At 70.7% G+C, this 22,306-nt stretch carries 22 protein-coding genes; 16 read left to right on the top strand and 6 right to left on the bottom strand.

Translation table 11 applies throughout. The features are described 5' to 3' along the window. Positions 1-13 precede the first annotated feature (13 nt). The 3 genes from ABD883_RS06905 (at position 14) to ABD883_RS06915 (ending at position 4,833) form a co-directional block, all read left to right on the top strand. Positions 14-3,415, top strand: a complete 3,402-nt coding sequence (locus tag ABD883_RS06905; protein WP_345030984.1) for a pyruvate carboxylase — start codon at positions 14-16, stop codon at positions 3,413-3,415. After that, complete coding sequence (gene def / locus ABD883_RS06910; RefSeq protein WP_137319660.1) at positions 3,408-3,899, top strand: peptide deformylase; 492 nt, start codon at positions 3,408-3,410, stop codon at positions 3,897-3,899. Before ABD883_RS06905 ends, def begins: the two co-directional genes overlap by 8 nt. A gap of 73 nt (positions 3,900-3,972) precedes the next feature. Then, positions 3,973-4,833, top strand: coding sequence for a 3-hydroxybutyryl-CoA dehydrogenase (locus ABD883_RS06915; RefSeq protein WP_137319661.1), 861 nt, complete (start codon positions 3,973-3,975; stop codon positions 4,831-4,833). Positions 4,834-4,938: 105 nt separating this feature from the next. Here the strand turns inward: ABD883_RS06915 and ABD883_RS06920 are convergent, their stop codons facing one another. Continuing rightward, on the bottom strand, positions 4,939-6,216 hold the full coding sequence (locus ABD883_RS06920) for an aspartate aminotransferase type Ic (RefSeq protein ID WP_137319662.1): 1,278 nt from the start codon (positions 6,214-6,216) through the stop codon (positions 4,939-4,941). A 53-nt stretch (positions 6,217-6,269) separates the two neighbouring features. Between ABD883_RS06920 and ABD883_RS06925 the strand changes: the two genes are divergently transcribed. The 4 genes from ABD883_RS06925 to ABD883_RS06940 are packed head-to-tail and all read left to right on the top strand — an operon-like array spanning position 6,270 to position 10,216. Further along, on the top strand, positions 6,270-7,328 hold the full coding sequence (locus ABD883_RS06925) for an endonuclease/exonuclease/phosphatase family protein (RefSeq protein ID WP_175406958.1): 1,059 nt from the start codon (positions 6,270-6,272) through the stop codon (positions 7,326-7,328). A gap of 7 nt (positions 7,329-7,335) precedes the next feature. Then, positions 7,336-8,415, top strand: coding sequence for an Ldh family oxidoreductase (locus tag ABD883_RS06930; protein ID WP_137319664.1), 1,080 nt, complete (start codon positions 7,336-7,338; stop codon positions 8,413-8,415). Further along, complete coding sequence (locus tag ABD883_RS06935) at positions 8,416-9,168, top strand: class I SAM-dependent methyltransferase (protein ID WP_345030988.1); 753 nt, start codon at positions 8,416-8,418, stop codon at positions 9,166-9,168. A gap of 58 nt (positions 9,169-9,226) precedes the next feature. Further along, entirely contained in the window at positions 9,227-10,216 is a 990-nt protein-coding gene (locus tag ABD883_RS06940; RefSeq protein ID WP_137319666.1) for a quinone oxidoreductase family protein, read from the top strand. Positions 10,217-10,321: 105 nt separating this feature from the next. Here ABD883_RS06940 and ABD883_RS06945 read toward each other — a convergent pair whose 3' ends face one another. Then, entirely contained in the window at positions 10,322-10,810 is a 489-nt protein-coding gene (locus tag ABD883_RS06945) for an Hsp20/alpha crystallin family protein (protein ID WP_137319667.1), read from the bottom strand. A gap of 133 nt (positions 10,811-10,943) precedes the next feature. Here ABD883_RS06945 and ABD883_RS06950 point away from each other — a divergent pair, with 133 nt between their 5' ends. The 5 genes from ABD883_RS06950 to ABD883_RS06970 all read left to right on the top strand — a co-directional run bounded on the left by ABD883_RS06950 (position 10,944) and on the right by ABD883_RS06970 (position 15,803). After that, on the top strand, positions 10,944-11,876 hold the full coding sequence (locus ABD883_RS06950; protein WP_295687312.1) for an AEC family transporter: 933 nt from the start codon (positions 10,944-10,946) through the stop codon (positions 11,874-11,876). A gap of 84 nt (positions 11,877-11,960) precedes the next feature. After that, on the top strand, positions 11,961-13,391 hold the full coding sequence (locus ABD883_RS06955) for a DUF418 domain-containing protein (RefSeq protein ID WP_345030993.1): 1,431 nt from the start codon (positions 11,961-11,963) through the stop codon (positions 13,389-13,391). Then, a complete protein-coding gene (locus ABD883_RS06960; protein ID WP_345030995.1) occupies positions 13,388-14,137 on the top strand; it encodes a DsbA family oxidoreductase in 750 nt (249 codons plus the stop codon). Before ABD883_RS06955 ends, ABD883_RS06960 begins: the two co-directional genes overlap by 4 nt. Before the next feature lie 423 nt (positions 14,138-14,560). Next, positions 14,561-15,031, top strand: a complete 471-nt coding sequence (locus ABD883_RS06965; RefSeq protein ID WP_295687307.1) for a MarR family winged helix-turn-helix transcriptional regulator — start codon at positions 14,561-14,563, stop codon at positions 15,029-15,031. After that, on the top strand, positions 15,024-15,803 hold the full coding sequence (locus ABD883_RS06970; protein WP_295687304.1) for an enoyl-CoA hydratase: 780 nt from the start codon (positions 15,024-15,026) through the stop codon (positions 15,801-15,803). Before ABD883_RS06965 ends, ABD883_RS06970 begins: the two co-directional genes overlap by 8 nt. Positions 15,804-16,187: 384 nt before the next feature. Here ABD883_RS06970 and ABD883_RS06975 read toward each other — a convergent pair whose 3' ends face one another. After that, complete coding sequence (locus tag ABD883_RS06975) at positions 16,188-16,772, bottom strand: CGNR zinc finger domain-containing protein (protein ID WP_247424566.1); 585 nt, start codon at positions 16,770-16,772, stop codon at positions 16,188-16,190. A gap of 208 nt (positions 16,773-16,980) precedes the next feature. Between ABD883_RS06975 and ABD883_RS06980 the strand changes: the two genes are divergently transcribed. After that, positions 16,981-17,607 carry a LysE family translocator gene (locus ABD883_RS06980; protein WP_247424569.1) on the top strand — a complete coding sequence of 209 codons (627 nt, stop codon included), beginning with the start codon at positions 16,981-16,983 and terminating at the stop codon, positions 17,605-17,607. A 216-nt stretch (positions 17,608-17,823) separates the two neighbouring features. Beyond that, positions 17,824-18,336 (top strand): ferritin, encoded by a 513-nt coding sequence (locus tag ABD883_RS06985; protein ID WP_247424572.1) that lies wholly within the window; start codon positions 17,824-17,826, stop codon positions 18,334-18,336. A gap of 84 nt (positions 18,337-18,420) precedes the next feature. Here the strand turns inward: ABD883_RS06985 and ABD883_RS06990 are convergent, their stop codons facing one another. After that, entirely contained in the window at positions 18,421-18,867 is a 447-nt protein-coding gene (locus ABD883_RS06990) for a hypothetical protein (protein WP_295687298.1), read from the bottom strand. A 134-nt stretch (positions 18,868-19,001) separates the two neighbouring features. Between ABD883_RS06990 and ABD883_RS06995 the strand changes: the two genes are divergently transcribed. Together ABD883_RS06995 and ABD883_RS07000 are read left to right on the top strand one after the other, a co-directional pair. After that, on the top strand, positions 19,002-19,766 hold the full coding sequence (locus ABD883_RS06995) for a glycerophosphodiester phosphodiesterase family protein (protein ID WP_265809333.1): 765 nt from the start codon (positions 19,002-19,004) through the stop codon (positions 19,764-19,766). Between the two features lie 70 nt (positions 19,767-19,836). Continuing rightward, entirely contained in the window at positions 19,837-20,178 is a 342-nt protein-coding gene (locus tag ABD883_RS07000; RefSeq protein ID WP_345031000.1) for an RNA polymerase-binding protein RbpA, read from the top strand. A gap of 102 nt (positions 20,179-20,280) precedes the next feature. Here ABD883_RS07000 and ABD883_RS07005 read toward each other — a convergent pair whose 3' ends face one another. Further along, positions 20,281-21,015 (bottom strand): polyprenol monophosphomannose synthase, encoded by a 735-nt coding sequence (locus ABD883_RS07005; protein ID WP_247424584.1) that lies wholly within the window; start codon positions 21,013-21,015, stop codon positions 20,281-20,283. A 326-nt stretch (positions 21,016-21,341) separates the two neighbouring features. Beyond that, positions 21,342-22,301 carry a metal-dependent hydrolase gene (locus ABD883_RS07010; RefSeq protein WP_247424587.1) on the bottom strand — a complete coding sequence of 320 codons (960 nt, stop codon included), beginning with the start codon at positions 22,299-22,301 and terminating at the stop codon, positions 21,342-21,344. Positions 22,302-22,306 lie beyond the last annotated feature (5 nt).

Genomic DNA, 22,306 nt, shown 5'->3' on the forward strand with positions numbered 1-22,306 from the left:
ACGAGCAACACTGATGTTCTCAAAGGTTCTCGTAGCCAACCGCGGAGAGATCGCGGTTCGCGCTTTCCGCGCCGCCTATGAACTGGGCGCCACCACCGTCGCCGTGTTCCCGTACGAAGATCGCAACTCGGAGCACCGGCTCAAGGCCGATGAGGCCTACACGATCGGGGAGAAGGGGCACCCGGTCCGCGCGTACCTCGATGTCGAGGAAGTCATCCGCGTGGCCAAGGAGTGCGGCGCCGACGCCGTGTACCCCGGCTACGGCTTCCTCTCCGAGAACCCCGACCTCGCCCGGGCCTGCGCCGACAACGGCATCGTCTTCATCGGCCCGAAGGCCGACGTCCTCGAGATGGCCGGCAACAAGGTGCACGCGCTCGAGGCCGCCCGCTCCGCCGGGATCCCCACGCTGGCCTCCACGCGGCCCTCGGCGGATCTCGACGAGCTCCTCGCGGACGCGGAGTCGATGGACTACCCGCTGTTCGTCAAGGCCGTCGCAGGCGGCGGCGGGCGCGGCATGCGCCGGGTCGGCAGCAAGTCCGAGCTCGTCGATGCCCTCAAGGCCGCGATGCGCGAGGCCGAGGGCGCCTTCGGCGACCCCACGGTCTTCATCGAGCAGGCCGTGCAGCGCCCGCGCCACATCGAGGTGCAGATCCTCGCCGACAACGACTCCAACGCGATCCACCTGTTCGAGCGCGACTGCTCGATCCAACGGCGCCACCAGAAGGTCGTCGAGATCGCTCCGGCGCCCCACCTCGATCCGGCGGTCGCCGAGGCCCTGCGCACCGACGCGCTCAAGTTCGCCACCGCGCTCGGCTACCAGAACGCCGGGACCGTGGAGTTCCTCCTCGAGACCGAAGGGCCCCGGGCCGGCCAGCACGCCTTCATCGAGATGAACCCCCGGATCCAGGTCGAGCACACGGTGACCGAGGAGGTCACCGACGTCGACCTCGTGCAGTCCCAGATGCGGATCGCGGCCGGGGAGTCGCTCGCCGACCTCGGGCTCAGCCAGGACAGCATCACCGTCAAGGGCGCCGCCCTCCAGTGCCGCATCACCACCGAGGACCCGGCGAACTCGTTCCGTCCGGACACCGGTACCATCACCGCCTACCGGTCCGCCGGCGGCGCGGGAGTCCGCCTGGACGGCGGCACGGTGTACGCCGGCGCCGAGGTCTCCGCGCACTTCGACTCGATGCTCGTCAAGTGCACGACCCGCGGCCGCACCTTCGAACAGGCCGTCAACCGGGCCCGCCGCGCCCTGGCCGAGTTCCGGATCCGCGGTGTGGCGACGAACATCGGGTTCCTCCGCGCCGTGCTCGACGACCCGGCGTTCATCCGCGGCGACGTCGCCACGACCTTCATCGAGGAGCGTCCGCACCTGCTCGCCGCGAAGGTCGGTGCCGACCGCGGCTCCAAGCTCCTCGAGTTCCTCGCCGACGTCACGGTCAACCGCCCGCACGGCGATTCCCCGGTGGCGCTGCTGCCCAAGGACAAGCTGCCCGCCTTCGACATCTCCGGCGAGGCCCCAGCCGGTCAGCGCCAGCGGCTGCTCGACCTCGGCCCGGCGGCCTTCGCCGCGGACCTGCGGAAGCAGTCCGCCCTCGCCGTGACGGACACCACCTACCGCGATGCCCACCAGTCGCTGCTCGCCACCCGCGTGCGCTCGAAGGACCTGCTCGCGGTCGCCCCGTACACCGCCCGGATGACTCCGGAGCTGCTGAGCGTCGAGTGCTGGGGCGGTGCGACCTACGACGTCGCGCTGCGCTTCCTCGCCGAGGATCCGTGGGAGCGCCTGGCCGCACTGCGCGAGGCGATGCCGAACATCAACCTGCAGATGCTCCTGCGCGGCCGCAACACCGTGGGCTACACCCCGTACCCCACCGCGGTGACCGATGCCTTCGTCGAGGAGGCCGCGCGCACCGGCGTCGACATCTTCCGGATCTTCGACGCCCTCAACGACGTCGAGCAGATGCGCCCGGCGATCGACGCCGTGCTCGCCACCGGGACCACCGTCGCCGAGGTCGCGCTGTGCTACACCTCGGACCTCACCGATCCGGCGGAGGAGCTCTACACCCTCGACTACTACCTCCGGCTCGCGGAGAAGATCGTCGAGGCCGGTGCCCACGTGCTCGCGATCAAGGACATGGCAGGCCTGCTGCGCCCGGCCGCTGCGACCACGCTGGTGACCGCGCTGCGGGAGAACTTCGACCTCCCGGTCCACGTGCACACCCACGACACCGCCGGAGGTCAGCTCGCCACGCTGCTCGCCGCCTCCACCGCGGGAGCCGATGCGGTGGACGCCGCGAGCGCCTCGATGGCCGGCACCACGAGCCAGCCCGCGCTGTCCGCGCTCGTCGCCGCACTCGAGCACACCGACCGGGACACCGGCCTCTCGCTCGCCGCGGTCTCCGACCTCGAGCCGTACTGGGAGGCCGTGCGCAACGTCTACAAGCCCTTCGAATCCGGTCTGCCCGGCCCCACCGGCCGCGTCTACCGCCACGAGATCCCCGGCGGCCAGCTCTCGAACCTCCGCCAGCAGGCCTTCGCGCTCGGCCTCGGCGAGAAATTCGAGGAGATCGAGAAGATGTACGAGGCCGCGGACCGGATCCTCGGCCACCTCGTCAAGGTCACGCCCTCGTCGAAGGTCGTCGGTGACCTCGCCCTGCACCTCGTCGCCGTGGGCGCCGACCCGCAGGAGTTCGCCGAGAACCCGCGCCACTTCGACATCCCGGACTCCGTCATCGGATTCCTGTCCGGCGACCTCGGTGATCCGCCCGGCGGCTGGCCGGAGCCGTTCCGCTCCAAGGCGCTCGAGGGCCGCAAGTACACCGCCCCCGCGGAGAGCCTGTCCGACCACGACTCCGACCTGCTCGGGGAGACCGGCCGGGTGCGCCAGGAGACCCTCAACCGGCTCCTGTTCGCCGCTCCGTCCAAGGAATTCAACCGGATGCGGGAGACCTACGGCGACCTGTCCGTCCTCGAGACCACCGACTACCTCTACGGTCTTCAGGAGGGCGAGGAGCACGCCGTCGTCATCGACAAGGGCAAGGCGCTGCTCGTCGGCGTCCAGGCCGTCGGCCCGGCCGACGAGCGCGGCATGCGCACCGTGATGTGCACGCTCAACGGCCAGATGCGCCCCGTCTCCGTGCGCGACCGCTCCGTCGACGTCGACGTCGTCACCGCCGAGCGCGCCGACACCTCGGTGCCGGGCCACATGGCCTGTCCGTTCGCCGGCGTCGTGACCATGCAGGTCGCGGCCGGGGACAGCGTCAAGGCCGGCGACACCGTCGCGACGATCGAGGCGATGAAGATGGAGGCCGCGATCACCGCCCCGATCGCCGGCACCGTCTCCCGTGTCGCGATCGGCGCCGTCCAGCAGCTCGAGGGCGGCGACCTCGTGGCCGTGGTCGATGCCTGAGAGGCCCATCCGTCGCTTCGGCGATCCGGTCCTCAAGACCGTGACCGACCCGGTCACGGTGTTCGACCGGAAGCTCAGGGAGCTCGTTCGCGACCTGCTCGACTCGACCCGCATGGAGGGGCGGGCAGGCGTGGCGGCCACCCAGATCGGGTCGACCCGCCGTGTCTTCGCCTACCACGTCGAGGGCGAGCTCGGCTACGTCGTCAATCCGGAGCTCGTCGAGACCGGGGGAGAGAAGCGGGAGATCGGGGAGGGCTGCCTCTCCGTGCCCGGGCTCTGGTACCCCACCCCGCGCTGGGAGACCGCCGTGGTCCGCGGCGTCGACCAGGACAACCAGCCGGTCGTCGTGCGGGGCGAGGGCCTCATGGCCCAGATGCTCCAGCACGAGGTCGACCACCTCGACGGACTCGTCTACCTCGACCGGCTGAGCCCGGAGAACCGGCGCGCCGCCCTCAAGGCGGTCCGGGAGTCCGACTGGTTCTGAGCCCGCACGATCGGGCCCGGAGCACCCGAGCCCGTCCGCACTGCAAGCACCGCACATGACTACAGGAGTTGATATGACAATCGAACGCGCAGGAGTGATCGGCTGCGGCCTCATGGGATCCGGCATCGCCGAGATCCTCGCCCGCAAGGGCCTCGACGTCGTCGTCCGCGACATCGACGACGCCGCCGTCGAGGCCGGTCGCGCCCGGGTGGAGAAGTCCTTCGCCAAGGGCGTCGAGCGGGGCAAGATGAGCGCCGAGGACCGCGACGGCGCTCTCGCCCGCCTCCACTTCACCACGGATCTGTCGGCGATGGCCGACCGGCAGCTCGTCATCGAGGCGGCGAGCGAGAACGAGGGGATCAAGAAGAAGATCTTCGCCGAGCTCGACTCGATCGTCACCGACCCGCAGGCGATCCTCGCGTCGAACACCTCGTCGATGCCGATCGTGCGGTTCGCCCAGGCGACCTCCCGCCCCGAGCGCGTCATCGGCATGCACTTCTTCAACCCCGCACCGGTGCAGCCGCTCGTCGAGATCATCTCCTCGCTGCTGACCGACCCGGCGATGGCCGACGAGCTCGACGCCTTCACCACCGAGGTGCTCGGCAAGGTCACCATCCGCTCCGACGACCGCCCCGGGTTCATCGTCAACGCGCTGCTCATCCCGTTCCTGTTCTCCGCCATCCGCATGCTCGAGGCCGGGCACGCGACGAAGGAGGACATCGACACCGGGATGATCAACGGCTGCGCCCACCCGATGGGCCCGATCCGGCTCGCCGACCGGGTGGGCCTGGACACCTGCTTCTACGTCGGACAGAGCATCTACGAGGAGACCGGGGACCCGGCGAACAAGCCGCCGCTGCTGCTGAGCCGCATGGTCGACGCCGGCCTGCTCGGCGTGAAGTCCGGTCAGGGCTTCTACGACGACTACCGCTGAGCCGTCACGGCCGGCCCTCGGCCGGAGACGCGAAGGCCCCCACCGGGAACCCGGTGGGGGCCTTCGCATTCCTGCCGGCGGGTGGGCGCCCGTGCCGGCGGGATCTCAGTCCTGGGCGAGGAGCTTCTCGCAGGCGGCGAGTCGCACGCACACCGCGAGACCCTCGGTGGCGGCGGTGACATCGGCGAGGCTCGGCATCGTCGGGGCGATCCGGATCACCGCGTCGTCGGGGTCGAGGCCGTAGGGGTGCGTCGCACCCGCCGGGGTGAGCTTGACACCGGCCTCACCGGCGAGCTTGACCACCCGGTCGGCGGTTCCGGGGAGCACGGAGAGCGTGATGAAGTAGCCGCCGTCCGGGTCCGTCCATCGCGCCGCCCCGGTGCCGGCGAGGCCGGCCTCGAGCTTCTCGATGACCGCGGCGAACTTCGGGCCGATGAGCGCGGCGTGCTCGGACATGTGCCGGCGCACCCCGGCGGCATCGCCGAAGAACCGGGCGTGGCGCAGCTGGTTGATCTTGTCCGGGCCGATCGACGCGGCGCCGAGGTGGCCGGTGAACCAGCCGATGTTCGCCTCCGAGCCACCGTAGAAGGCGACCCCGGCACCCGGATGGGTGATCTTCGAGGTCGAGGCGAACACCCACACCCGGTCGGGGTGTCCGGCATCCGCGGCGAGACCGAGCACGTCGAGCATCGGGGCGTGGGGCTCGCGCAGGTGGTGGATGCCGTAGGCGTTGTCCCACAGGAGCTTGAAGTCCGGGGCCGCGGTCGGCATCGCGAGCAGGGCGCGGGTGCGCTCCTCGCTCATCGAGATGCCGGTCGGGTTCGAGTACATCGGGACGACCCACATGCCCTTGATCGTGGGATCGGTGGCGACGAGCTCCTCGACCGCGGACAGCACCGGGCCCTCGTCGTCGAGGGGGACGGTGACGAGCTCGAAGCCGAGCGCCTCGGCGAGCGTGAAGTGGCGGTCGTACCCGGGCACGGGGCAGATGATCCGGCGCGGCTGCCCGACCCACGGCGCGTCGCCGTCGACCGTGCCGGCGAGCAGCGCGAAGCTCAGCGCCTGGTGCATGAGAGTGAGGGAGGAGTTGCCCTGCGCGAGCAGCTGATCGGCGGGGACGCCGTAGAGCTCGCCGAACATCTCGCGGAGCTCCGGGAGGCCCTCGAGCCCGCCGTAGTTGCGGACGTCGACGCCGTCGCGGGAGCGGATGTCGTCCCCGGCGACCGCGGTGAGCAGGCCCGCGGACAGGTCGAGCTGGTCGGTGCCGGGCTTGCCGCGGGTGATGTCGAGGTCGAGCCCGCGGGCGGCGAAGTCGCCGTACGCCTCGGTCGCGGCCGCGAGCTCCTGCTCGAGGTCCGCCTGCGAGAGATCTTCCAGTGCCATGCGAAGCCGCCCTTCCCGGGGTCGATGAGGCCTTCCGCTCATATCCTAGTGCGGTGACCCCTGACCCCGAGACCCGCCTCCGCCCGGTCCTGCTCGGTGCGCTGCTCGCCGTCGGGCTCGGCCTCGTCGCCCTGTTCCCCGACGCGCTCGGGCTGCACACCCTCAGCGGCGCGGTGCATCTCAGTGCCCTGCGCGGCCTCGTCACGCTCGCCGCGCTCGGGATCCTCCTCGTTGCCGCAGGCGGCCTGCTCTCCCGCCGGTCGCGGCCGTTCCTCACCGGGTTCCTCGGGTTCGGCGCCGTCCTCGTGCTCGCCAGCGGCGGGATCCTGCTCGGCCGAGGATATTCCGACCCGGGCGTGCCCGCGGCGGAGACCCAGCCGTTCGCCCCGGCGGCCGCCCCTGGGTCGGCCCCGGGGTCCCGGCTCACCGTGCTCACCGCGAACGTCCTCATCGGCAACGCCGGCTACGAGGATCTGCTCCGGGAAGCGGCCGCCGCGCAGGCCGACGTCATCGCCCTCCAGGAGACCTCACCGGCCATCGTCGAAGCGGTCCTCGAGCGCACCGGACTGTCAGCGGAGTATGAGGTGGCGGCGGTGTCGATCCGCTCCGGGGTCGACACCGCGGCGACGATCCTCCTCGTCAACCCGGCGCTCGAGCCGGAGGAGATCGATGGAGGACCGCTGCCCTTCGCCGCGGTCGGTGCGCGCACGAATGTGGGGGACATCTACGCGGTCCACACCTATGCGCCGATCGACCGCAGTATCCGCCAGTTCAACTGGTGGCGCTCGGTGTCGGAATCAGCGAAGCTCTGCACGACCGGGGCCGGCACCCTCGTCGTCGGGGACTTCAACGCCACCCCGGACCACCGGACCCTGACCGGACACACCGATTGCACCGATGCGGCCACCGCACTCGGCATGGGGGCCGTGGGCACCTGGCCGCAGACCGTCGGCGACCGGGAGTGGCCGCGCGGGCTCGGCGCCGCGATCGACCACCAGCTGTTCGATCCGCAGCGCTTCACCGCACACCGCGGCTGGATCCTCGACATCCCGGGATCGGACCACCGCGGAGTGCTCGTCGAGTACATCGTGGACGCCGCGCGGGTGCCATGATGGGCACATGAAACGATACACACCGGACTCGACCCGTTCCCAGATCGATGCCATCATGGCCGGCTTCGGCGTCGACGACGCCACCCGCACCGTGTGCACCGACGTCATGTTCGCCACCGACCTCTCCGGGGTCGACTCCCACGGCATCTCGATGCTGCCGATCTACCACCGGGAGATCGCCGCCGGCACCACCGACCCGGACGCCGTGCCCGAGGTGACCCGCAGCGCCGGGGCCTTCAGCCTCATCGATGGGCACCGGGGGTTCGGCCACACCGCGGCGCACCTCGGCATGCGCGAGGCGATCGCGAAGGCCAAGGAGATGGGCATCGGGCTCGGCTCGGTGGGCAACGCCAACCACTTCGGCGCCGCCGGCTACTACGCGCGGATGGCCGCCGAGGAGGGGCTCATGGGCATGGCCCTGTGCTCGACCCGGGAGGCCCTGCAGACCCCCACCGGCTCCCGCCACCCGCTCATGGGCACGAATCCGCTCGCCTTCGCCGCCCCCGTCACCGGGGAGGAGCCGATCGTCATCGACATGGCCTCCTCCGTCGTCCCCCTCAACAAGGTCAAGGTCTACGGGCTCAAGGGCGAGCCGCTGCCCGCGGAGTGGGTCGTCGACGACGCAGGCGAGGTCGAGACCGACGCCGGGGCCGCGTACGCCGGTCTGTGCAGCCACGACGACCGCCACGGCCTCGTGCCGATCGGCGGGCGCGGCACCCTGTCCGGCGGCCACAAGGGCTACGCGCTGGCCACGATGATCCAGCTCCTGTCCGCCGCGATCCCGGGCGCCGACCAGCCCGGCAGCAAGGCCGGGTTCCACGACGTCGGCTACTTCTTCCTCGCGATCGACACCGAGCTCATCAACCCGGGCGTGGCCGCCGACTACGCGAAGGAGCTGCGCGACACCCTGCGCGGGCTCGAGCCCGTCGACCCGGCGCATCCCGTGCAGGTCGCCGGCGACCCCGAGACCAGGATCCGCGCCGAGCGATCCGCCCACGGGATCCCGCTGGCCGACACCCTCGTCGGTCAGCTGCAGCACGTGTGCGCCGACACCGGAGCGGAGTTCCTCCTCGCGGAGCAGGTCTGATTGGCCGGCCCGCGCATGCCTGCCGCCGGCCGCGAGGCGCACGGCAGGTGCTTCGGCACGGCCGCGGACGTCTACGACGCGGTGCGTCCCGGCTACCCGGACGCGCTCGTCGATGCGATCGCGGCGGACGGGGGAGCGGTGCTCGACCTCGCCGCCGGCACCGGAAAGCTCACGCGCCCGCTGCTCGAGCGCGGCCTCGAGGTCGTCGCCGTCGACCCCGACGGCCAGGCGCTCGCCCGCAACCCGGCCCGCGGGATCCTCGGCACTGGGGAGTCGATCCCGCTGGCCGACGGCAGCGTCGACCTCGTCACCGTCGCCCAGGCCTGGCATTGGCTCGACCCGGAGCGCTCAGCCGCGGAGATCGCCCGCGTCCTCCGCCCGGGCGGAGTGCTGTGGATCGTGCTCAACCAGCTCGATGTGCGCGTCGACTGGGTGCTGCGGCTGAGCCGCATCATGCACGCCGGCGACGTCTACCGCCCGCACTGGCGCCCTGAGCTCGGACCGGGGTTCGGTCGTGTCGAGGCGCGCCTCGACGAGTTCAGCACCCCGGTGGGCGTCGACGACATCGTCGACCTCGCCGCCACCCGCTCCTACTGGCTGCGCTCGCCGCGGCACATCCGCAAGCGCGTCGAGGCCAACCTCCGCGACTACTTCGCCGAGGAGCACCCCGTGGCACTCGGCACCCGCCTCGACCTCCCGTACCTCTGTCTCAGCTATCGCGCACAGCGTCTCACCGACGCCGGATCCGCATGAGGGCAGAACCATCCGTGGGAGGATGAGGAACGGAATCGACTGAGGAGGAGACACGAGAATGCGCGGAGTCCTGCTGACAGAGCACGGCGGACCGGAGGTCCTCGGATGCACCGGGATCCCGGACCCCGAACCGAAGGCCGGTCAGGTCCTCGTCGAGCTGCGGACCGCGGGCATCAACCGCCGCGACGCGCTCATCCGTGGCGGGATCGGCCCCGGCTACCGACCGCACCTGCCGGTGATCCTCGGCTCCGACGGCGCCGGCATCCGCCGTGACACGGGGGAGGAGGTCATCATCCTGCCGTCCCTGCGCTGGGGCGACGACGACGCCTGCCCCGGACCGGATTACGCGGTGCTCGGCGGCGGGCCCGACGGCGGCACCTACGCGGAGCTCATCGCGGTCGACGAGGCCTGCCTGTTCCCCAAACCGCGCCACCTCGCCTGGGCGGAGGCCGGCGCGCTGTCGCTGTCCGGCCTCACCGCATACCGGGCGCTGTTCACCGTCGGGCGGCTGCGGCGCGGCCAGACCCTCGTCATCCTCGGCGCCGGGTCGGGCGTGTCGCTCATCGCCCTCCAGCTCGCCGTCAAGGCCGGCGCGCGCGTCGCGGTGACGTCCTCGAGCGAGGACAAGCTCCGGCTCGCCGAGGAGATGGGCGCTGCGGTCGGCGTCGACTACACCGTCCCGGACTGGGAGCTGCGGCTGCGCGACGAGATCGGAGAGGCCGACCTCGTCCTCGACTCGGTGGGATCGACGCTCCAGGAGTCCGTGCTGCTGCTGCGGCGCGGGGGAGCGGTGCTGTCGATGGGCGGGACCGGTGACAGCGGCATCGTCTCCGACTTCGACATCCGTACCCTCTACCTCCAGCACAAGCGGATCCTCGGCACCGCGATGGGGTCCCCGCGGGACTTCGCCGGGTTCCTCGAGATGGTGTCCGACGGGGACATCGATCCCGTCATCGACTCCGTCTACCCGCTCGACGAGGTCGCCGAGGCGCACTCCCAGCTCGACTCGAACCTCCGCTTCGGCAAGATCGTGCTCTCGATGGAGTGAGGCGCCGGCCGACGCCCGGACATGGAAGAACCGGCCGGGACATCGCGTGATGCGATGTCCCGGCCGGTTCCGCTGTCACCGGGGCGAGGGACGCCCCGAGGATCCTCAGACCGAGGTGCCGGTGCCCGAGGTGCCGGAGTCGGTGCCGGTCGAGGTGCCCAGGTCCGTGGTGACCGTGGTGCTGCGGTCGGTGCCCTGGTTGTGGGCGACCGAGATCTTGCGCGGCCGCGCCTCCTCCGCGACCGGGATCGTCAGCAGGAGCACACCGTCGGTGTAGTCCGCCGAGATCTGGTCGAGGGCGATCCGGTTGCCCAGGGTGAGCTGACGGGCGAAGGTCCCGGTGGGACGCTCACGGGTGAGCCACTTGATGTCCTGGGTGCTCGTGTTCGCGGTGCGCTCGGCGCGCACGGTCAGCGTGCGGTCCTGCACGTCGACATCGATGCTCGCCGGGTCGACGCCGGGCATGTCGATGCGGGCGACGAACACCTCGCCCTCACGGTAGAGGTCCATCGGCAGCGCGGCGGTGTTGGGGGTGCGGGTGACCTCGGAGAAGAAGCGGTCGAGATCGCGGATCGGATCGAACTTGGTGGCCATGTGCATGTCCTTTCAGATGTGCGGTGAAGCCTTACATTGAGTCGAACACACTCAAGTCCGAGATCATTCCCGAGAACCGCCGACTCCGCGCCCGCAGGTTCTGCAGCACGGCCGATCTCCTAGAGTGAGGTCCATGGGATTCGCCGACATCGTCACCGCGCTCGTGCCGGTGGCGGCTCTCATCGCCCTGGGCTTCGGATTGCGGCGCACCCCGCTGTTCTCCTCCGCGGAATTCTGGGCGGGCGCGGAGAAGCTCGCCTACTTCGCCCTCCTGCCGACCCTGCTGTTCCGCAACGTCGCCACCGTCGACATCGCCGCCTTCGACCTCGGCCCGCTCGCACTCGGCCTCGTGCTGCCGACGCTCGGCGCAGCGGGCGTCCTGTGCCTGGTCCACCGGCTCGTCGCGGCCGACGCCCCGGCGTTCACCTCGGTGTTCCAGGGCGGCATCCGCTTCAACACCTACATCGGCCTGTCCCTGTCCGCGGCGCTGTTCGCCGACACCGGGCTCGCGCTCGCGGCGATCATCGGCGCGATCCTCGTCCCCCTCGTCAACGTCCTGTCCTCGCTCGCCTTCGAGCTCTTCCTCGTCGACAAGCACTCGTGGCTCTCGCTCCTGCGCACGGTGGTCCTCAATCCGCTCGTGCTCGGCTGCGCGCTCGGGATCGTCGTCAACCTGCTCCCCGTCGAACTGCCCGGGCTCGCGCTCGAGGTGCTCGACCCGCTGTCGGCCGCGGCCCTGCCGGTCGGCCTGCTGTGCGTCGGCGCGGGGATGCGTGCGATCTCGATCGGCGAGCACGGGGTCGGCCTGGTCGTCGCCGCCGCGGTCAAGCTCCTCGTCCTGCCGGCGGTGACCGTCGCCGCGCTCCTCGCCTTCGGCGTCACCGGCGAGGCGGCTCGCGTGGGCCTCGTGTTCCAGGCGATCGCGACCGCGCCGAGCGCGTACGTCATGGCCCGGCAGCTCGGCGGGAACGCCCGGCTCATGGCCGCCCTCATCGCCGTGCAGACGCTTCTGTCGATGGTCACCCTGCCGCTCGTCCTCGGCCTCGGGTTCCGGCTCCTCGGCTGAGTCCGCGGATCCCGCTAGACTGCGAAGTGCCCCGCCGACGGCACCCGCCCCGTTCGGCGATCCCCGCCCGAAGGCATCGATCGCATGCACACGCCCGAACCCCGCCGGGGCCCGGCCGGCCCGGCTCCTGCGGCCGGTCCCGCGCCGCACACGCCGCACCGCGGACCGGGTCCGCGCGCTCTCGCCCCCGACCTCGCCCGCGGGGTCATGCTCCTGTTCATCGCGATCGCCAATGTGTCGTGGTTCCTCTACGGCGGCGACGAACACCCCGCGGTCGTGCACCCGACCGACGGCACCGTGCTCGACCGGGCGCTCTCCACACTCGCGATCCTCTTCGTCGACGCCCGCGTCTATCCGATGTTCGCCTTCCTGTTCGGCTACGGGATGGTGCAGTTCGCGACCTCGCGCGCGGCGCGCGGGATCCCCGAGCCGGTGGTCCGGCGGATGCTCGCACGGCGCCACTGGTGGATGATCGCCTTCGGGTTCGTCCACGCCGCACTCCTGTTCGCCGGTGACATCCTCGGCGCCTACGGACTCGCCGGCCTCATCCTCGCTGCGCTGTTCTTCCGACGCGCCGACCGGACCCTGAAGATCCTCGTCTGGGTGGTCGTCGCGATGCTCGCCGTCAGCGCGCTCTTCAGCCTGTTCGGCGCGGTGATGGTCTCGTGGGTGCTGCCGCAGGCCACCGGCATGTCCGCCGAGGAGCTCGCGGGCGATACCGGCTTCACCGTCGGCAGCCAGCGCGGCATGCTCAGCGGGGACGGGAACTACCTCGTCTCGGTGGGCGCCCGGGTGCTGTTCTTCGCCCTCGGCCTGTTCGGTCAGCTCCTCGGCCTCGTGGTGCCCGCCTGCATCCTCCTCGGGTGGTTCGCCGCCCGCCACCGCTTCCTCGAGGACTCGGAGCGCCACCGCCGTCTGCTCGGCCGCACCGCGCTGTGGGGGATCCTCATCGGAGTCCTCGGCGCCGTGCCCCAGGCACTGTCGTACCTCGGCCTCCTGCCGCTGGCGGACGCAGCGTGGTGGGGCACCATGGGGCTCGTCACCCTCACCGGCATGGCCGGCGGGGTCGGCTACGCCGCGCTGTTCGGTCTGCTCGCGCTGCGACTGCGCTCCCGCGTCAGGTCGCCGCTGCGCGCGGTCGCGGCCGTCGGCAAGCGCTCGCTGAGCTTCTATCTGCTCCAGTCGCTGATCTTCGCTCCGCTGCTGGCGGCCTGGGGATTCGGCATGGGGGAGTGGATGGGCACCGCAGGGGCCTACGCACTGGCGGTCGCGGTCTGGGTGCTCTCGCTCGTCATCGCCGGAGTGCTCGAATCCCGCGGCCGGCGGGGGCCGGCCGAGGCGCTGCTCCGGCGCCTGACGTACCGGCGGGACGATCCCGCAGGACTCCACCCGGCCGGTGCCGTGCCCACCCGGTCCGACCCGCCGGGACCCGCAGGACCGGGGCGGCCGCCACCGCCACAGCCGTCCGTTCCTCCACCGCCCATCGACCCTCCGTCCCGAGGAGCCTCGCCATGACCATCCGCATCGACATCTGGTCCGACATCGCCTGCCCGTGGTGCCGGATCGGCAAGGCCCGCTTCGAATCGGCGCTGGCGCGGTTCGCGCACCGCGACGAGGTCGAGGTCGCGTGGCACGCCTTCATCCTCGATCCGGACCTGCCGGTGCGCTACGACGGTACCGAGGTCGAATACCTCATCGAGCGCAAGGGCATGCCGCGCGCCCAGGTCGAGGCGATGACGCAGCAGATCGCGCGGGCCGGTGCGGGGGAGGGGCTCGACTTCGACTTCGATTCCGTGGTGCCCTCGTCCTCGCTCGCCGCGCACGCGCTGCTCAAATATGCGGAGGCCACGGGTGCGGACATCGGGGCAGTGGAGGACGCGCTGTTCGACGCGCACTTCCGCGACGGCGAGGTCATCGCGGATGCGGACGTGCTCGTGCGGATCGGGGCGGCGCAGCGCCTCGACGCCGGCGCGGTGCGCGCCGGACTCACCGACCCCACGGTGGTGCGCGCGGTGCAGGCCGACCTCGCCGCGGCCCAGCAGATCGGCGTTTCCGGGGTGCCGTTCTTCGTCTTCGAGCAGAAGTACGGGGTGTCCGGCGCTCAGCCGGCCGAGGTCTTCACCCAGGCACTCGAGCAGGTGTGGGCGGAGGTGCATCCGCAGGTCGGACTGACGCCGCTGGGGGAGCCCGATGCCGCCGCGTGCGGGCCGGACGGATGTGCGGTGCCGACGCGCCCGGACGCGGGTGCGGAGCAGTCCTGACCTCGGGTTAGGATTGTCCACGACGACTCGGTGGGAGGTGAAAGACATGATCGATGTGCTGCTCTCGATGGCCATCATCGGCGGGATGCTGGTGCTGCCCCTGCTCGCGATCGTCGTATTGCCGACGGCCGACCAGAAGTCCTCGCGTCGCTCGACCGACCGCTGATCGGATCCGAACCTTCCAGTGCCCGCTCGTCCTCTCCGGACGGGCGGGCTCTGTCATTCACGCGCTGTGCACCACCCGCAGGCCGAGGTCCTCGAGAAGCTGGGGGAGAGGCGGCCCGACCTCGGCCTGCAGTCAGGTGGCGGGAGGTGCGGGCTCACCGTCCATGACCGAGCACCACTGTGCTCGCGTCACAGCGGTGACGGAATGATGGACCCGACGCTCGACAGATGCTTCGTATGTGACCTAGTATTGTTCGTATGCGAAATGAATTCGCGGGATCCGCGCCCGCCCCTGAGCGGAAGCCCCGTTTCATCTATCTGCTCAACCTCGCGCAACGCTCGCTCCAGGCCGCCCTCCACGACGATGCGGGGAAACAGAACTCCGCCCGGGCCGGCATCCTCTTCGCCGTCGGGGACGACGATTCGGGGCGACCGACGAAAGAGCTGCGCGCGCAGCTGCGGCTCAGCCCCTCCGCGCTGTCCGGTCTGCTCGACCGGATGAGCCGGGACGGACTCGTCGAACGCCGTCCCGACCCGCACGACGGGCGCGCCGCGACAATCGTCCTCACCGCGGAGGGCCGGACCGCCCGGGCCGAGGCGGTCCGGACCGCCCGCACCATCAACGACCGGCTGTGCGAGGGCTTCGACGCGAGCGAGCTCGCCCTCGTCGAGCGCTGGCTGGAAACCGTGACTACCCGATTCTCACCAGGAGAGAAGAACGATGAATGACAGCACGCAGCACAGCAGCATCCGAACGGAGCGATCCGACGGCGTCCTCACGCTCGTCATGGACCGCGCCGAGAAGAAGAACGCGCTGACGAACGAGATGTACGGAATCCTTGCGGACGCTCTCGAGGCGGCCCAGGACGATCCTGCGGTCCGCGTCGTCGTCATCCGGGGTGAGGGGGACATGTTCACCGCGGGCAACGACGTCGGCGAGTTCGCCGCGAGCACGCCGGACAGCGGACCACGCCACGTGCGCCGGTTCGTCCGCGCGATCGCGGAGTTCCCCAAGCCGCTGCTCGCCGCCGTCCAGGGTCGGGCGGTCGGCGTGGGGACGACGTTGCTGCTCCACTGCGACTACGTCGCCATCGCCGAGGACGCGAAGCTCTCGACGCCGTTCGTCAGCCTGGGACTGGTCCCGGAGGCCGCCTCGAGCATGCTCCTGCCGGCCCGGATCGGCCACCTGCGCGCATTCAGCATGCTCGCGCTGGGGGAGACCGTGAGAGGCGACACGGCTGTGGAATGGGGACTCGCCACGACAGCGGTTCCCGCCGCCGAGCTCGTGCCCACGATCGAGGCCGTCGCCGCCCGGATCGCCCAGCTGCCGCTCGGCGCGGTCCGCGCGACGAAGCAGCTCATGCGCGACACCACGGCGATCACCGAGCACATGCGCGTCGAGGGTGAGGAGTTCGCCGCACGTCTGACGAGCCCGGAGGCCAAGGAGGCGTTCACCGCCTTCGCGGAGAAGCGCAAGCCCGACTTCTCGCAGTTCAGCTGAACGGGGAGCGGGGCCGGCGCAGACGTGCGGAACCGGGAGGGGGTACGTCTGCGCCGTTCCCGCCCTCTTCCCCTCTTCCGCCCGTAGTTAACATAATGTATATTATCGGCTTTGCGGGAGAGCAACGCCGTCCCGGCGTTCGTTGAACTCCAGCGCCCACGCCACCTGCGAGATCGGCCGATGCCTCTGCTCCGCGAATCGGGCCGTGTCCACGGGGATCAACGACGCGAACATGCTCGCCGAGCGGGCCGAGGAGATCACCGGAGCGAGCACAACGGCCCGAACGACCACCCGAGGTCGACTCATTGAACCGCACCCGCGGGGTGGGCCCCGGACCGGTCGAGCTCACCATCCCATCATTTCAACCCGGGAGGATCCTGCCGATCACGTGTCGCGGGACGAACCGCCGGCGCTTCGCCTGTTGGCCAGAAAACGTGCCTTCTTCTCGCGGTTGCCGCAGGTGTTCATGTCGCACCATTTTCGGGTCCGGCTGCGGCTGGTGTCGAAGAAGGCCGCCCGGCACGTCGGGGATGCGCAGAGTGCGAGCCTGCCGTCGCGCGCTCCGGAGATGATGCCGATCGCGCTCAGCGCTACGACCCCCAGGGCGCCGGCCACTGGGCCCCCGGGTCCCAACTGCCAACCAAGGCCACCCTCCGTAGTGAGGAGAGCTGAAGCGGACCCGTTGATGCTGGCCATGTTGATGACCTCGCGAGCCTCAGGCGGAAGCGGCTCACCCCGTGCCGCCGCTGTGCCGCATACGTGGACGGCCTCGCGCAGCTCGCGAGCACGGTCAAGATCGGCCTCACTGCAGGCCACCACGTCAAGACCGTTGGCGATGAACCAGTCTGCAAGGCGCGACGGCACGGGAATGCGTTCCACGCGGTCCCCGTGACGCTCGGTGAGTGTTCCGGTGAAGCACATCGCCAGTTCCGTTCCCGGGCGGAACGGCGGGTATCTGGTCGCCGACATGACTGCGAGTCTACCAATTCGGAACCGACATTGCTGGTTGCACGGACGGCGACCGGCTGTTAGAACTACCCATGACGGTTCCTATCGAGCGGAGTGAACATGCCCCTGCCCGCCTTCTGTCGCTCGCACCTCACGGCAACCCGGCAGCCAACGGTTTGGTCCCCCGCATCGATTGCCACCTGGGCCATCCTGATAGACGGGCAAGCCCGTGGTTGACCTGCTGGTCCTCCCCGCCTTCGTCGGGGTGATCCTAGCCTTCTTGGCACCACCCGGGCCGGACATGACCTACATGATCGCCGTGGGCCTGCAAGGGGGCCGGCGGGCAGCCGCCCGCGCCATCCTCGGGATCGGAACCGGGATGAGCGTCTACGCCGCCGCGGTGGTCCTCGGGTTGGCCAGGCTCATGCAGGCCAACCCTGCAGTCCTGGACGCCGTGCGACTGGGCGGGGCGGCCTTTCTGGTGTGGATGGCCTGGACGAGCCTGCGCGACGCGCGTCGAGGGAGCACCGACATCGATCAGGTGCGCGCCGGCCGGTGGTACGTGCGGGGCGTGATCATCAGCCTGACCAACCCCAAGCTCATCCTGTTCTTCGTCGCCGTCCTCCCCCAGTTCATCGGCAGAGCGGAGAGCCCAGAACTGCAGCTCGCGATGTTGGGCGCGGTCAACGTCGCCACCGAGGTTCTGCTGTACGGGGCAATCGGCCTCCTGGCGGGCGCTTTCGCCGCCCGCTTCGCACAGAATCGACGTGCCAGCCGCCATCTTCACCAGTTCGCCGGGGCTGTCTACCTCTTGCTCGCCCTGGCGATCGTCGTCGACACGGTACGCACGCAGTGACCGCCATAGTGAACTGTGCGGGGTGACGTTCCGACTCATCTGACGGAGAAGTTCCGACATCTTCTATGGCAACGGGAGCCCGCAACGCCTGCTCATCCGGGCCCCAGGCTGAGGTCAGCCTATCCACACATGCCGCGCTCCCCTTGCAGGACTACGATGTGAGCACAGCGTGACTCGCGTCATGCTCCACCGTTCCGGACCCGAAAGGAAGCCTCCATGCGTCTGTCCGACACCATGGCCCGCGCCCTCAGCGACCAGGTCACCCTCGAGCTCACCGCGTCGATCGTCTACCTCCAGCTCGCCATCGAGCTCGACAACCAGGATCTCACCGGCATGAGCTCGTGGATGCGCGCCCAGGCCGAGGAGGAGCAGGTCCACGCTGCCAAGTTCATCTCCCACTCCCTCGACCGCGGATCCGCCCCGCAGATCGGCACCATCGAGGCGCCGAGCTTCTCCGGCCGCACGCCGGTGCAGCTCTTCGAGGCCGCTCTCGCCCACGAGGAGAAGGTCTCCGAGGCGATCCGTGAGCTCTACCGCACCGCCCAGGCCGAGGGCGACATCGACATCCTGCCGCTGCTCAACTGGTTCGTCGACGAGCAGCTCGAGGAGGAGGCGAGCGTCGGCGAGATCGTCGGGCGCCTCACCATCGTCGGCGACGACGGCTCCGGACTGCTCCGCATGGACAGCCAGCTCGGCAGCCGCACCCCGGACATCGACAGCGGCGAGTGACCGCACGCACGAAGGCCCCGATCGGATGATCGGGGCCTTCGTCGTCTCCGCCGACTGAATGCCCGGCGGGTGGTGCTGGGTCCGTCAGCGGCGGAGCAGGCGGCGGGCCTGTCCGGCGCCCTTCGTGACACCCTCCTGCGCGACCTGGAACACGCGGTCGACCTTGCCGGTGCGCACCGCGTCGGAGAGGCGCGTGCCGATGCCGGCGATGAGGCCGTTGATCTTCGTCTCGGTCCAGTCCACCGGTCCACCGGGGGCGGCGGCGCGGTGGGCCTGGGACTTCGCCCGGTCGCCGATCCGAGCGCTCTCCGTACGGGCGCGCTCGGAGTAGGAGCGGACCCGATCGACGGGCTGATCGGCGAAGTCGCGCACGCCGCTGCGGGCGGACTCCGCCCGCAGCCGTGCGGCATCGGCGGCGCGCACGCCGCCGGAGATCACCTGGTCCGCCGCGGCCCGGATGCGATCCGAGGCGCTGCGATGGGTCGAGTCGTACACTTCGGTCGGTTCCACGGGTTCACGATGATCGCTCATACGCCGATTGTCCCCGGTCACGGCCGCCGTGGTCAACGTCAGGGAGCGCTTCGTCGCACCCACACAGGCGATCCTCAGGCGGGCGCCGGTGGACCGGCGGGCCCGCGGGTCGACGCTCGGCTACTGTGGGTGCGATGACCGGACCGGAGACGATCGCCCACCGCGGCGGACTGTGGGACGACGCCGCGGAGAACACCATCGAGGGCTTCCGACGCTGCGCGGACCTCGGGCTCGACTGGATCGAGACGGACGTGCACGCCTCCCGCGACGGGGTCCTCTACGCCGTCCACGATCCCGACCTCGCTCGCCTCGCCGGCCGCCCCGAACGCCTCGGCGACCTCGACGCCCGGACCCTCGATCGGATCGAGCTCACCGGCGGCGGTCGACTCCCCCGCCTGGCGGACGTGCTCGAGGAGCTCCCGGGCGTGTCCTTCAACATCGACGTCAAGGCCGACCGGTCCACCGCCTCCACCGTGCGCCTGATCCGCGCGATGGACATCGGCTACCGGATCCGCCTCGCGTCGTTCTCCACCCGCCGGCTCGCCCGGCTGCGTGCCGCGCTTCCGGGCGTGCGCAGCTCCGCGGGCACCGCCGAGGTCGCCGCGTTCCTGCTCGCGGGCCGCCGGGCCGCCCACCGGTTCGATCCGGACCTTGATGCCTTCCAGGTACCGCACCGGCGGTCCGGCATCACCGTCGTGACGCGCCGCTTCGTCGACCGTGCTCATGCCGCCGGGCTCCTCGTCCACGTCTGGACCGTCAACGAACCCGCGCACATGCGCGAGCTCGCCGCGCTCGGGGTCGACGGCATCGTCACCGATCACCCGGCCCGGGCACTCGCCGTGCTCGGGAATCACCTGCCTGCGGGTGATCCGCCGTCGCCGGGGAATCCTCGTTCCTGAGGAATGAAAGCGCCCGGTAGACTGTTGGACTGGATTGTTCGATCGTGCACGACCGGAAGGTGGACCAGGAATGAGTGAGCGCAGCCTGCGCGGGACCCAGTTGGGCTCGCGGAGCCTCGAATCGGACGTCGGCGTCGAGCCGGCGCCGCGTCAGGTCGTCGAGTACGCCTGCGAGGACGGGCACACCTTCACCGTCCCGTTCTCCGTCGAGGCCGATGTGCCCGCGACCTGGGACTCGGGAACCCACGGCATCGGCATGCGGGTGGGCGGCGAGGAGCCCGAGGCGGAGCCGGAGAAGCACGTCCGCACCCACTGGGACATGCTCCTCGAGCGCCGCTCCTTCGAAGAGCTCCAGGTGCTGCTCGACGAGCGGCTGGCAGTGCGGCGTGGAGAGGCCCCGCTGCAGAGCTGACCCCCTGAAAGCGCACGATCCCGCCGAGAGGACTCGGCGGGATCGCTGCATTCAGGGATCGTCGCATTCAGTGGTGGTCGCCGACCGCCGCCCGATGTCGCGTCAGCGACGGAGCAGGCGCCGGACCTGACGCCCGCGGCGCTCGAGGCCCCAGCGGGCGACGTTTGTCATCGCCTCGGAGATGATTCCGCCGTGCATCTTCGACTCCCCGAGCTCGCGCTCGACGAAGGTGATCGGCACCTCGGCGATCCGGAAGCCGGCCTCGTCCACCCGCTTCGTCATATCGATCTGGAAGCAGTAGCCCTGGGACTCGATGTCGTCGAGCGCGATCGCCGCAAGTGCCTCCCGCCGGTACGCGCGGAAGCCGGCGGTCGCGTCACCGACCCCGAGACCCATCGCCGCGTTGACGTAGAGGTTCGCCCCGCGGGACAGCAGGTGGCGGTTGCGCGGCCAGTTGACCACCGCTCCCCCGGGGATCCAGCGGGAGCCGATCACGAGATCCGCGCCGCCCTCGATCGCCGCGAGCAGCTGCGGCAGGTCGCGGCCGCGGTGCGAGCCGTCGGCGTCCATCTCGCAGATCACCGCGTAGTCGCGCTCGAGGGCCCAGGTGAAGCCGGCGACATACGCGGCACCGAGGCCGTTCTTCGCAGTGCGATGGAGCACGGAGATGCGCGGATCGGCCGCCGCGGCCTCGTCCGCCCACTCCCCCGTGCCGTCCGGCGAGGCGTCGTCGACGACGAGGATCTCGGCCGCGGGCACCCAGGTGCGGATCGACTCGATGGTGTGCGGGAGAGAATCCCGCTCGTTGTACGTGGGGATGACGATGAGGGTCTTCATAGGCACTCCCCCACCCTAGAGGACACCGGCGGGTGGGCCGGTGAGGCACTCCGGCGTGAATCGATGGACCCGGCCCCACCGACTTCGGACCGTGGAACCGAGAGGCCCACGTTTTCTAATGCCGGCGGGAACCGGGTCGCGCTCCCGCAACGGGAGCGTCAGAGTCGAACCTACCCGCCGAGCAGGGTTCCGCAAAATCGCTCTGACCTGGGACGATGCCTATCCGCCCAGGTGAACAGCGGGTTGCGGGAGCAGAAAACAGGTCGAAGAATCTCAGCACTCCCGGCGTGTCGCGCATGTCCGCGCCGCGCCGCTCGGCTAAGCGGTCACACCTCGGTGCCGCGCACCCACACCGTGCGCAGCCGGGGCAGCGATTCCGGATCGGTCAGATCGGGCAGCCCCGGGGTACCGGAGCGCGGATCGGTGCTCCACGCCGCCACCCGCTCGTCGGCGACCTGCACCGCGAGCCCGTCGACCTCCCAGCGCACCGCAGTCGCCAGCGCGCCGGGGGCGAGCACGCCGGCCTCGAACCGACCGAGCGCACGCAGCCCGAACCGGGTCGCGCAGTTGAATGCGGCGCGTGCGGAGATGCCGTCGGCCGCGCCGTACACCGCTGCGCTGAGCGAGCGCCAGGGGGATGCGGGATCGAGGGCGAAGCTCAGCTGCACTCCGGCGGAGAGCATGGTGCCGAGCGGCTGCTCGTGGCGGGTCGGGTCGAGGGTGACCGGGATGCCGTGACCGGCGAGCTTCTCCACACCTGAGGCAGGGACGGGGCAGCCGACGAGCAGCCGGTAGCCGTGGCGCTGCGCGTGGGTGCGCACCACGGGATCCTGGAACAGCTCGAGGGCGGTCCGGAGCTGCTCCGGGGAGTCGACGAGCGCGAACTGCGGGTGCTCCGGCAGGTGCTGCGGGTCGAGCTCGGCGATGCCCACCGCGCCGGTCGCGTCGGTGCGCCCGAGCGGGTAGGCGACGATGTCGAGCCCCGGGGGCGCGGCGGCGGCGAAGTTCTCCACCGTCGTGCTCTCCCCCACGACGTGCGCGGTGGTGATGCCGGCGGCCAGGAGCTCCGCGGGCGACACCTCGACGTCCCGGAGGTCCACCCCGGCGCTGACGAACCCCGGGGTCACGAAGTCCTCGGCGAGGTCGACCTGGTTCCCGCCGAGCTCGGCGGCGGCCTCATCGGACCCCACCCAGGTCACGGTGTCGCCCTCGAAGGCGATGGCGGTGGCGAAGGGATCGGCGCTGCTGTAGACGTCGCCGTGATGCAGAACTGTCCTGGAAGTCACCCGGT

Source organism: Brevibacterium pityocampae (assembly GCF_039541555.1).
Lineage (GTDB): Bacteria > Actinomycetota > Actinomycetes > Actinomycetales > Brevibacteriaceae > Brevibacterium > Brevibacterium pityocampae.

What these genes read in the sequence shown, in the direction of transcription:
- ABD883_RS06995 (WP_265809333.1), top strand. Translation starts at nt 19,002, where the DNA reads ATGACCGGACCGGAGACGATCGCCCACCGCGGCGGACTGTGGGACGAC.
- ABD883_RS06970 (WP_295687304.1), top strand. Translation starts at nt 15,024, where the DNA reads ATGAATGACAGCACGCAGCACAGCAGCATCCGAACGGAGCGATCCGAC.
- ABD883_RS06975 (WP_247424566.1), bottom strand. Translation starts at nt 16,772, where the DNA reads ATGTCGGCGACCAGATACCCGCCGTTCCGCCCGGGAACGGAACTGGCG.
- ABD883_RS06905 (WP_345030984.1), top strand. Translation starts at nt 14, where the DNA reads ATGTTCTCAAAGGTTCTCGTAGCCAACCGCGGAGAGATCGCGGTTCGC.
- ABD883_RS06990 (WP_295687298.1), bottom strand. Translation starts at nt 18,867, where the DNA reads ATGAGCGATCATCGTGAACCCGTGGAACCGACCGAAGTGTACGACTCG.
- ABD883_RS06985 (WP_247424572.1), top strand. Translation starts at nt 17,824, where the DNA reads ATGCGTCTGTCCGACACCATGGCCCGCGCCCTCAGCGACCAGGTCACC.
- ABD883_RS06965 (WP_295687307.1), top strand. Translation starts at nt 14,561, where the DNA reads ATGCGAAATGAATTCGCGGGATCCGCGCCCGCCCCTGAGCGGAAGCCC.
- ABD883_RS06940 (WP_137319666.1), top strand. Translation starts at nt 9,227, where the DNA reads ATGCGCGGAGTCCTGCTGACAGAGCACGGCGGACCGGAGGTCCTCGGA.
- ABD883_RS06945 (WP_137319667.1), bottom strand. Translation starts at nt 10,810, where the DNA reads ATGGCCACCAAGTTCGATCCGATCCGCGATCTCGACCGCTTCTTCTCC.
- ABD883_RS06950 (WP_295687312.1), top strand. Translation starts at nt 10,944, where the DNA reads ATGGGATTCGCCGACATCGTCACCGCGCTCGTGCCGGTGGCGGCTCTC.
- ABD883_RS06960 (WP_345030995.1), top strand. Translation starts at nt 13,388, where the DNA reads ATGACCATCCGCATCGACATCTGGTCCGACATCGCCTGCCCGTGGTGC.
- ABD883_RS07000 (WP_345031000.1), top strand. Translation starts at nt 19,837, where the DNA reads ATGAGTGAGCGCAGCCTGCGCGGGACCCAGTTGGGCTCGCGGAGCCTC.
- ABD883_RS07005 (WP_247424584.1), bottom strand. Translation starts at nt 21,015, where the DNA reads ATGAAGACCCTCATCGTCATCCCCACGTACAACGAGCGGGATTCTCTC.
- ABD883_RS06915 (WP_137319661.1), top strand. Translation starts at nt 3,973, where the DNA reads ATGACAATCGAACGCGCAGGAGTGATCGGCTGCGGCCTCATGGGATCC.
- ABD883_RS06955 (WP_345030993.1), top strand. Translation starts at nt 11,961, where the DNA reads ATGCACACGCCCGAACCCCGCCGGGGCCCGGCCGGCCCGGCTCCTGCG.
- ABD883_RS06930 (WP_137319664.1), top strand. Translation starts at nt 7,336, where the DNA reads ATGAAACGATACACACCGGACTCGACCCGTTCCCAGATCGATGCCATC.
- def (WP_137319660.1), top strand. Translation starts at nt 3,408, where the DNA reads ATGCCTGAGAGGCCCATCCGTCGCTTCGGCGATCCGGTCCTCAAGACC.
- ABD883_RS06920 (WP_137319662.1), bottom strand. Translation starts at nt 6,216, where the DNA reads ATGGCACTGGAAGATCTCTCGCAGGCGGACCTCGAGCAGGAGCTCGCG.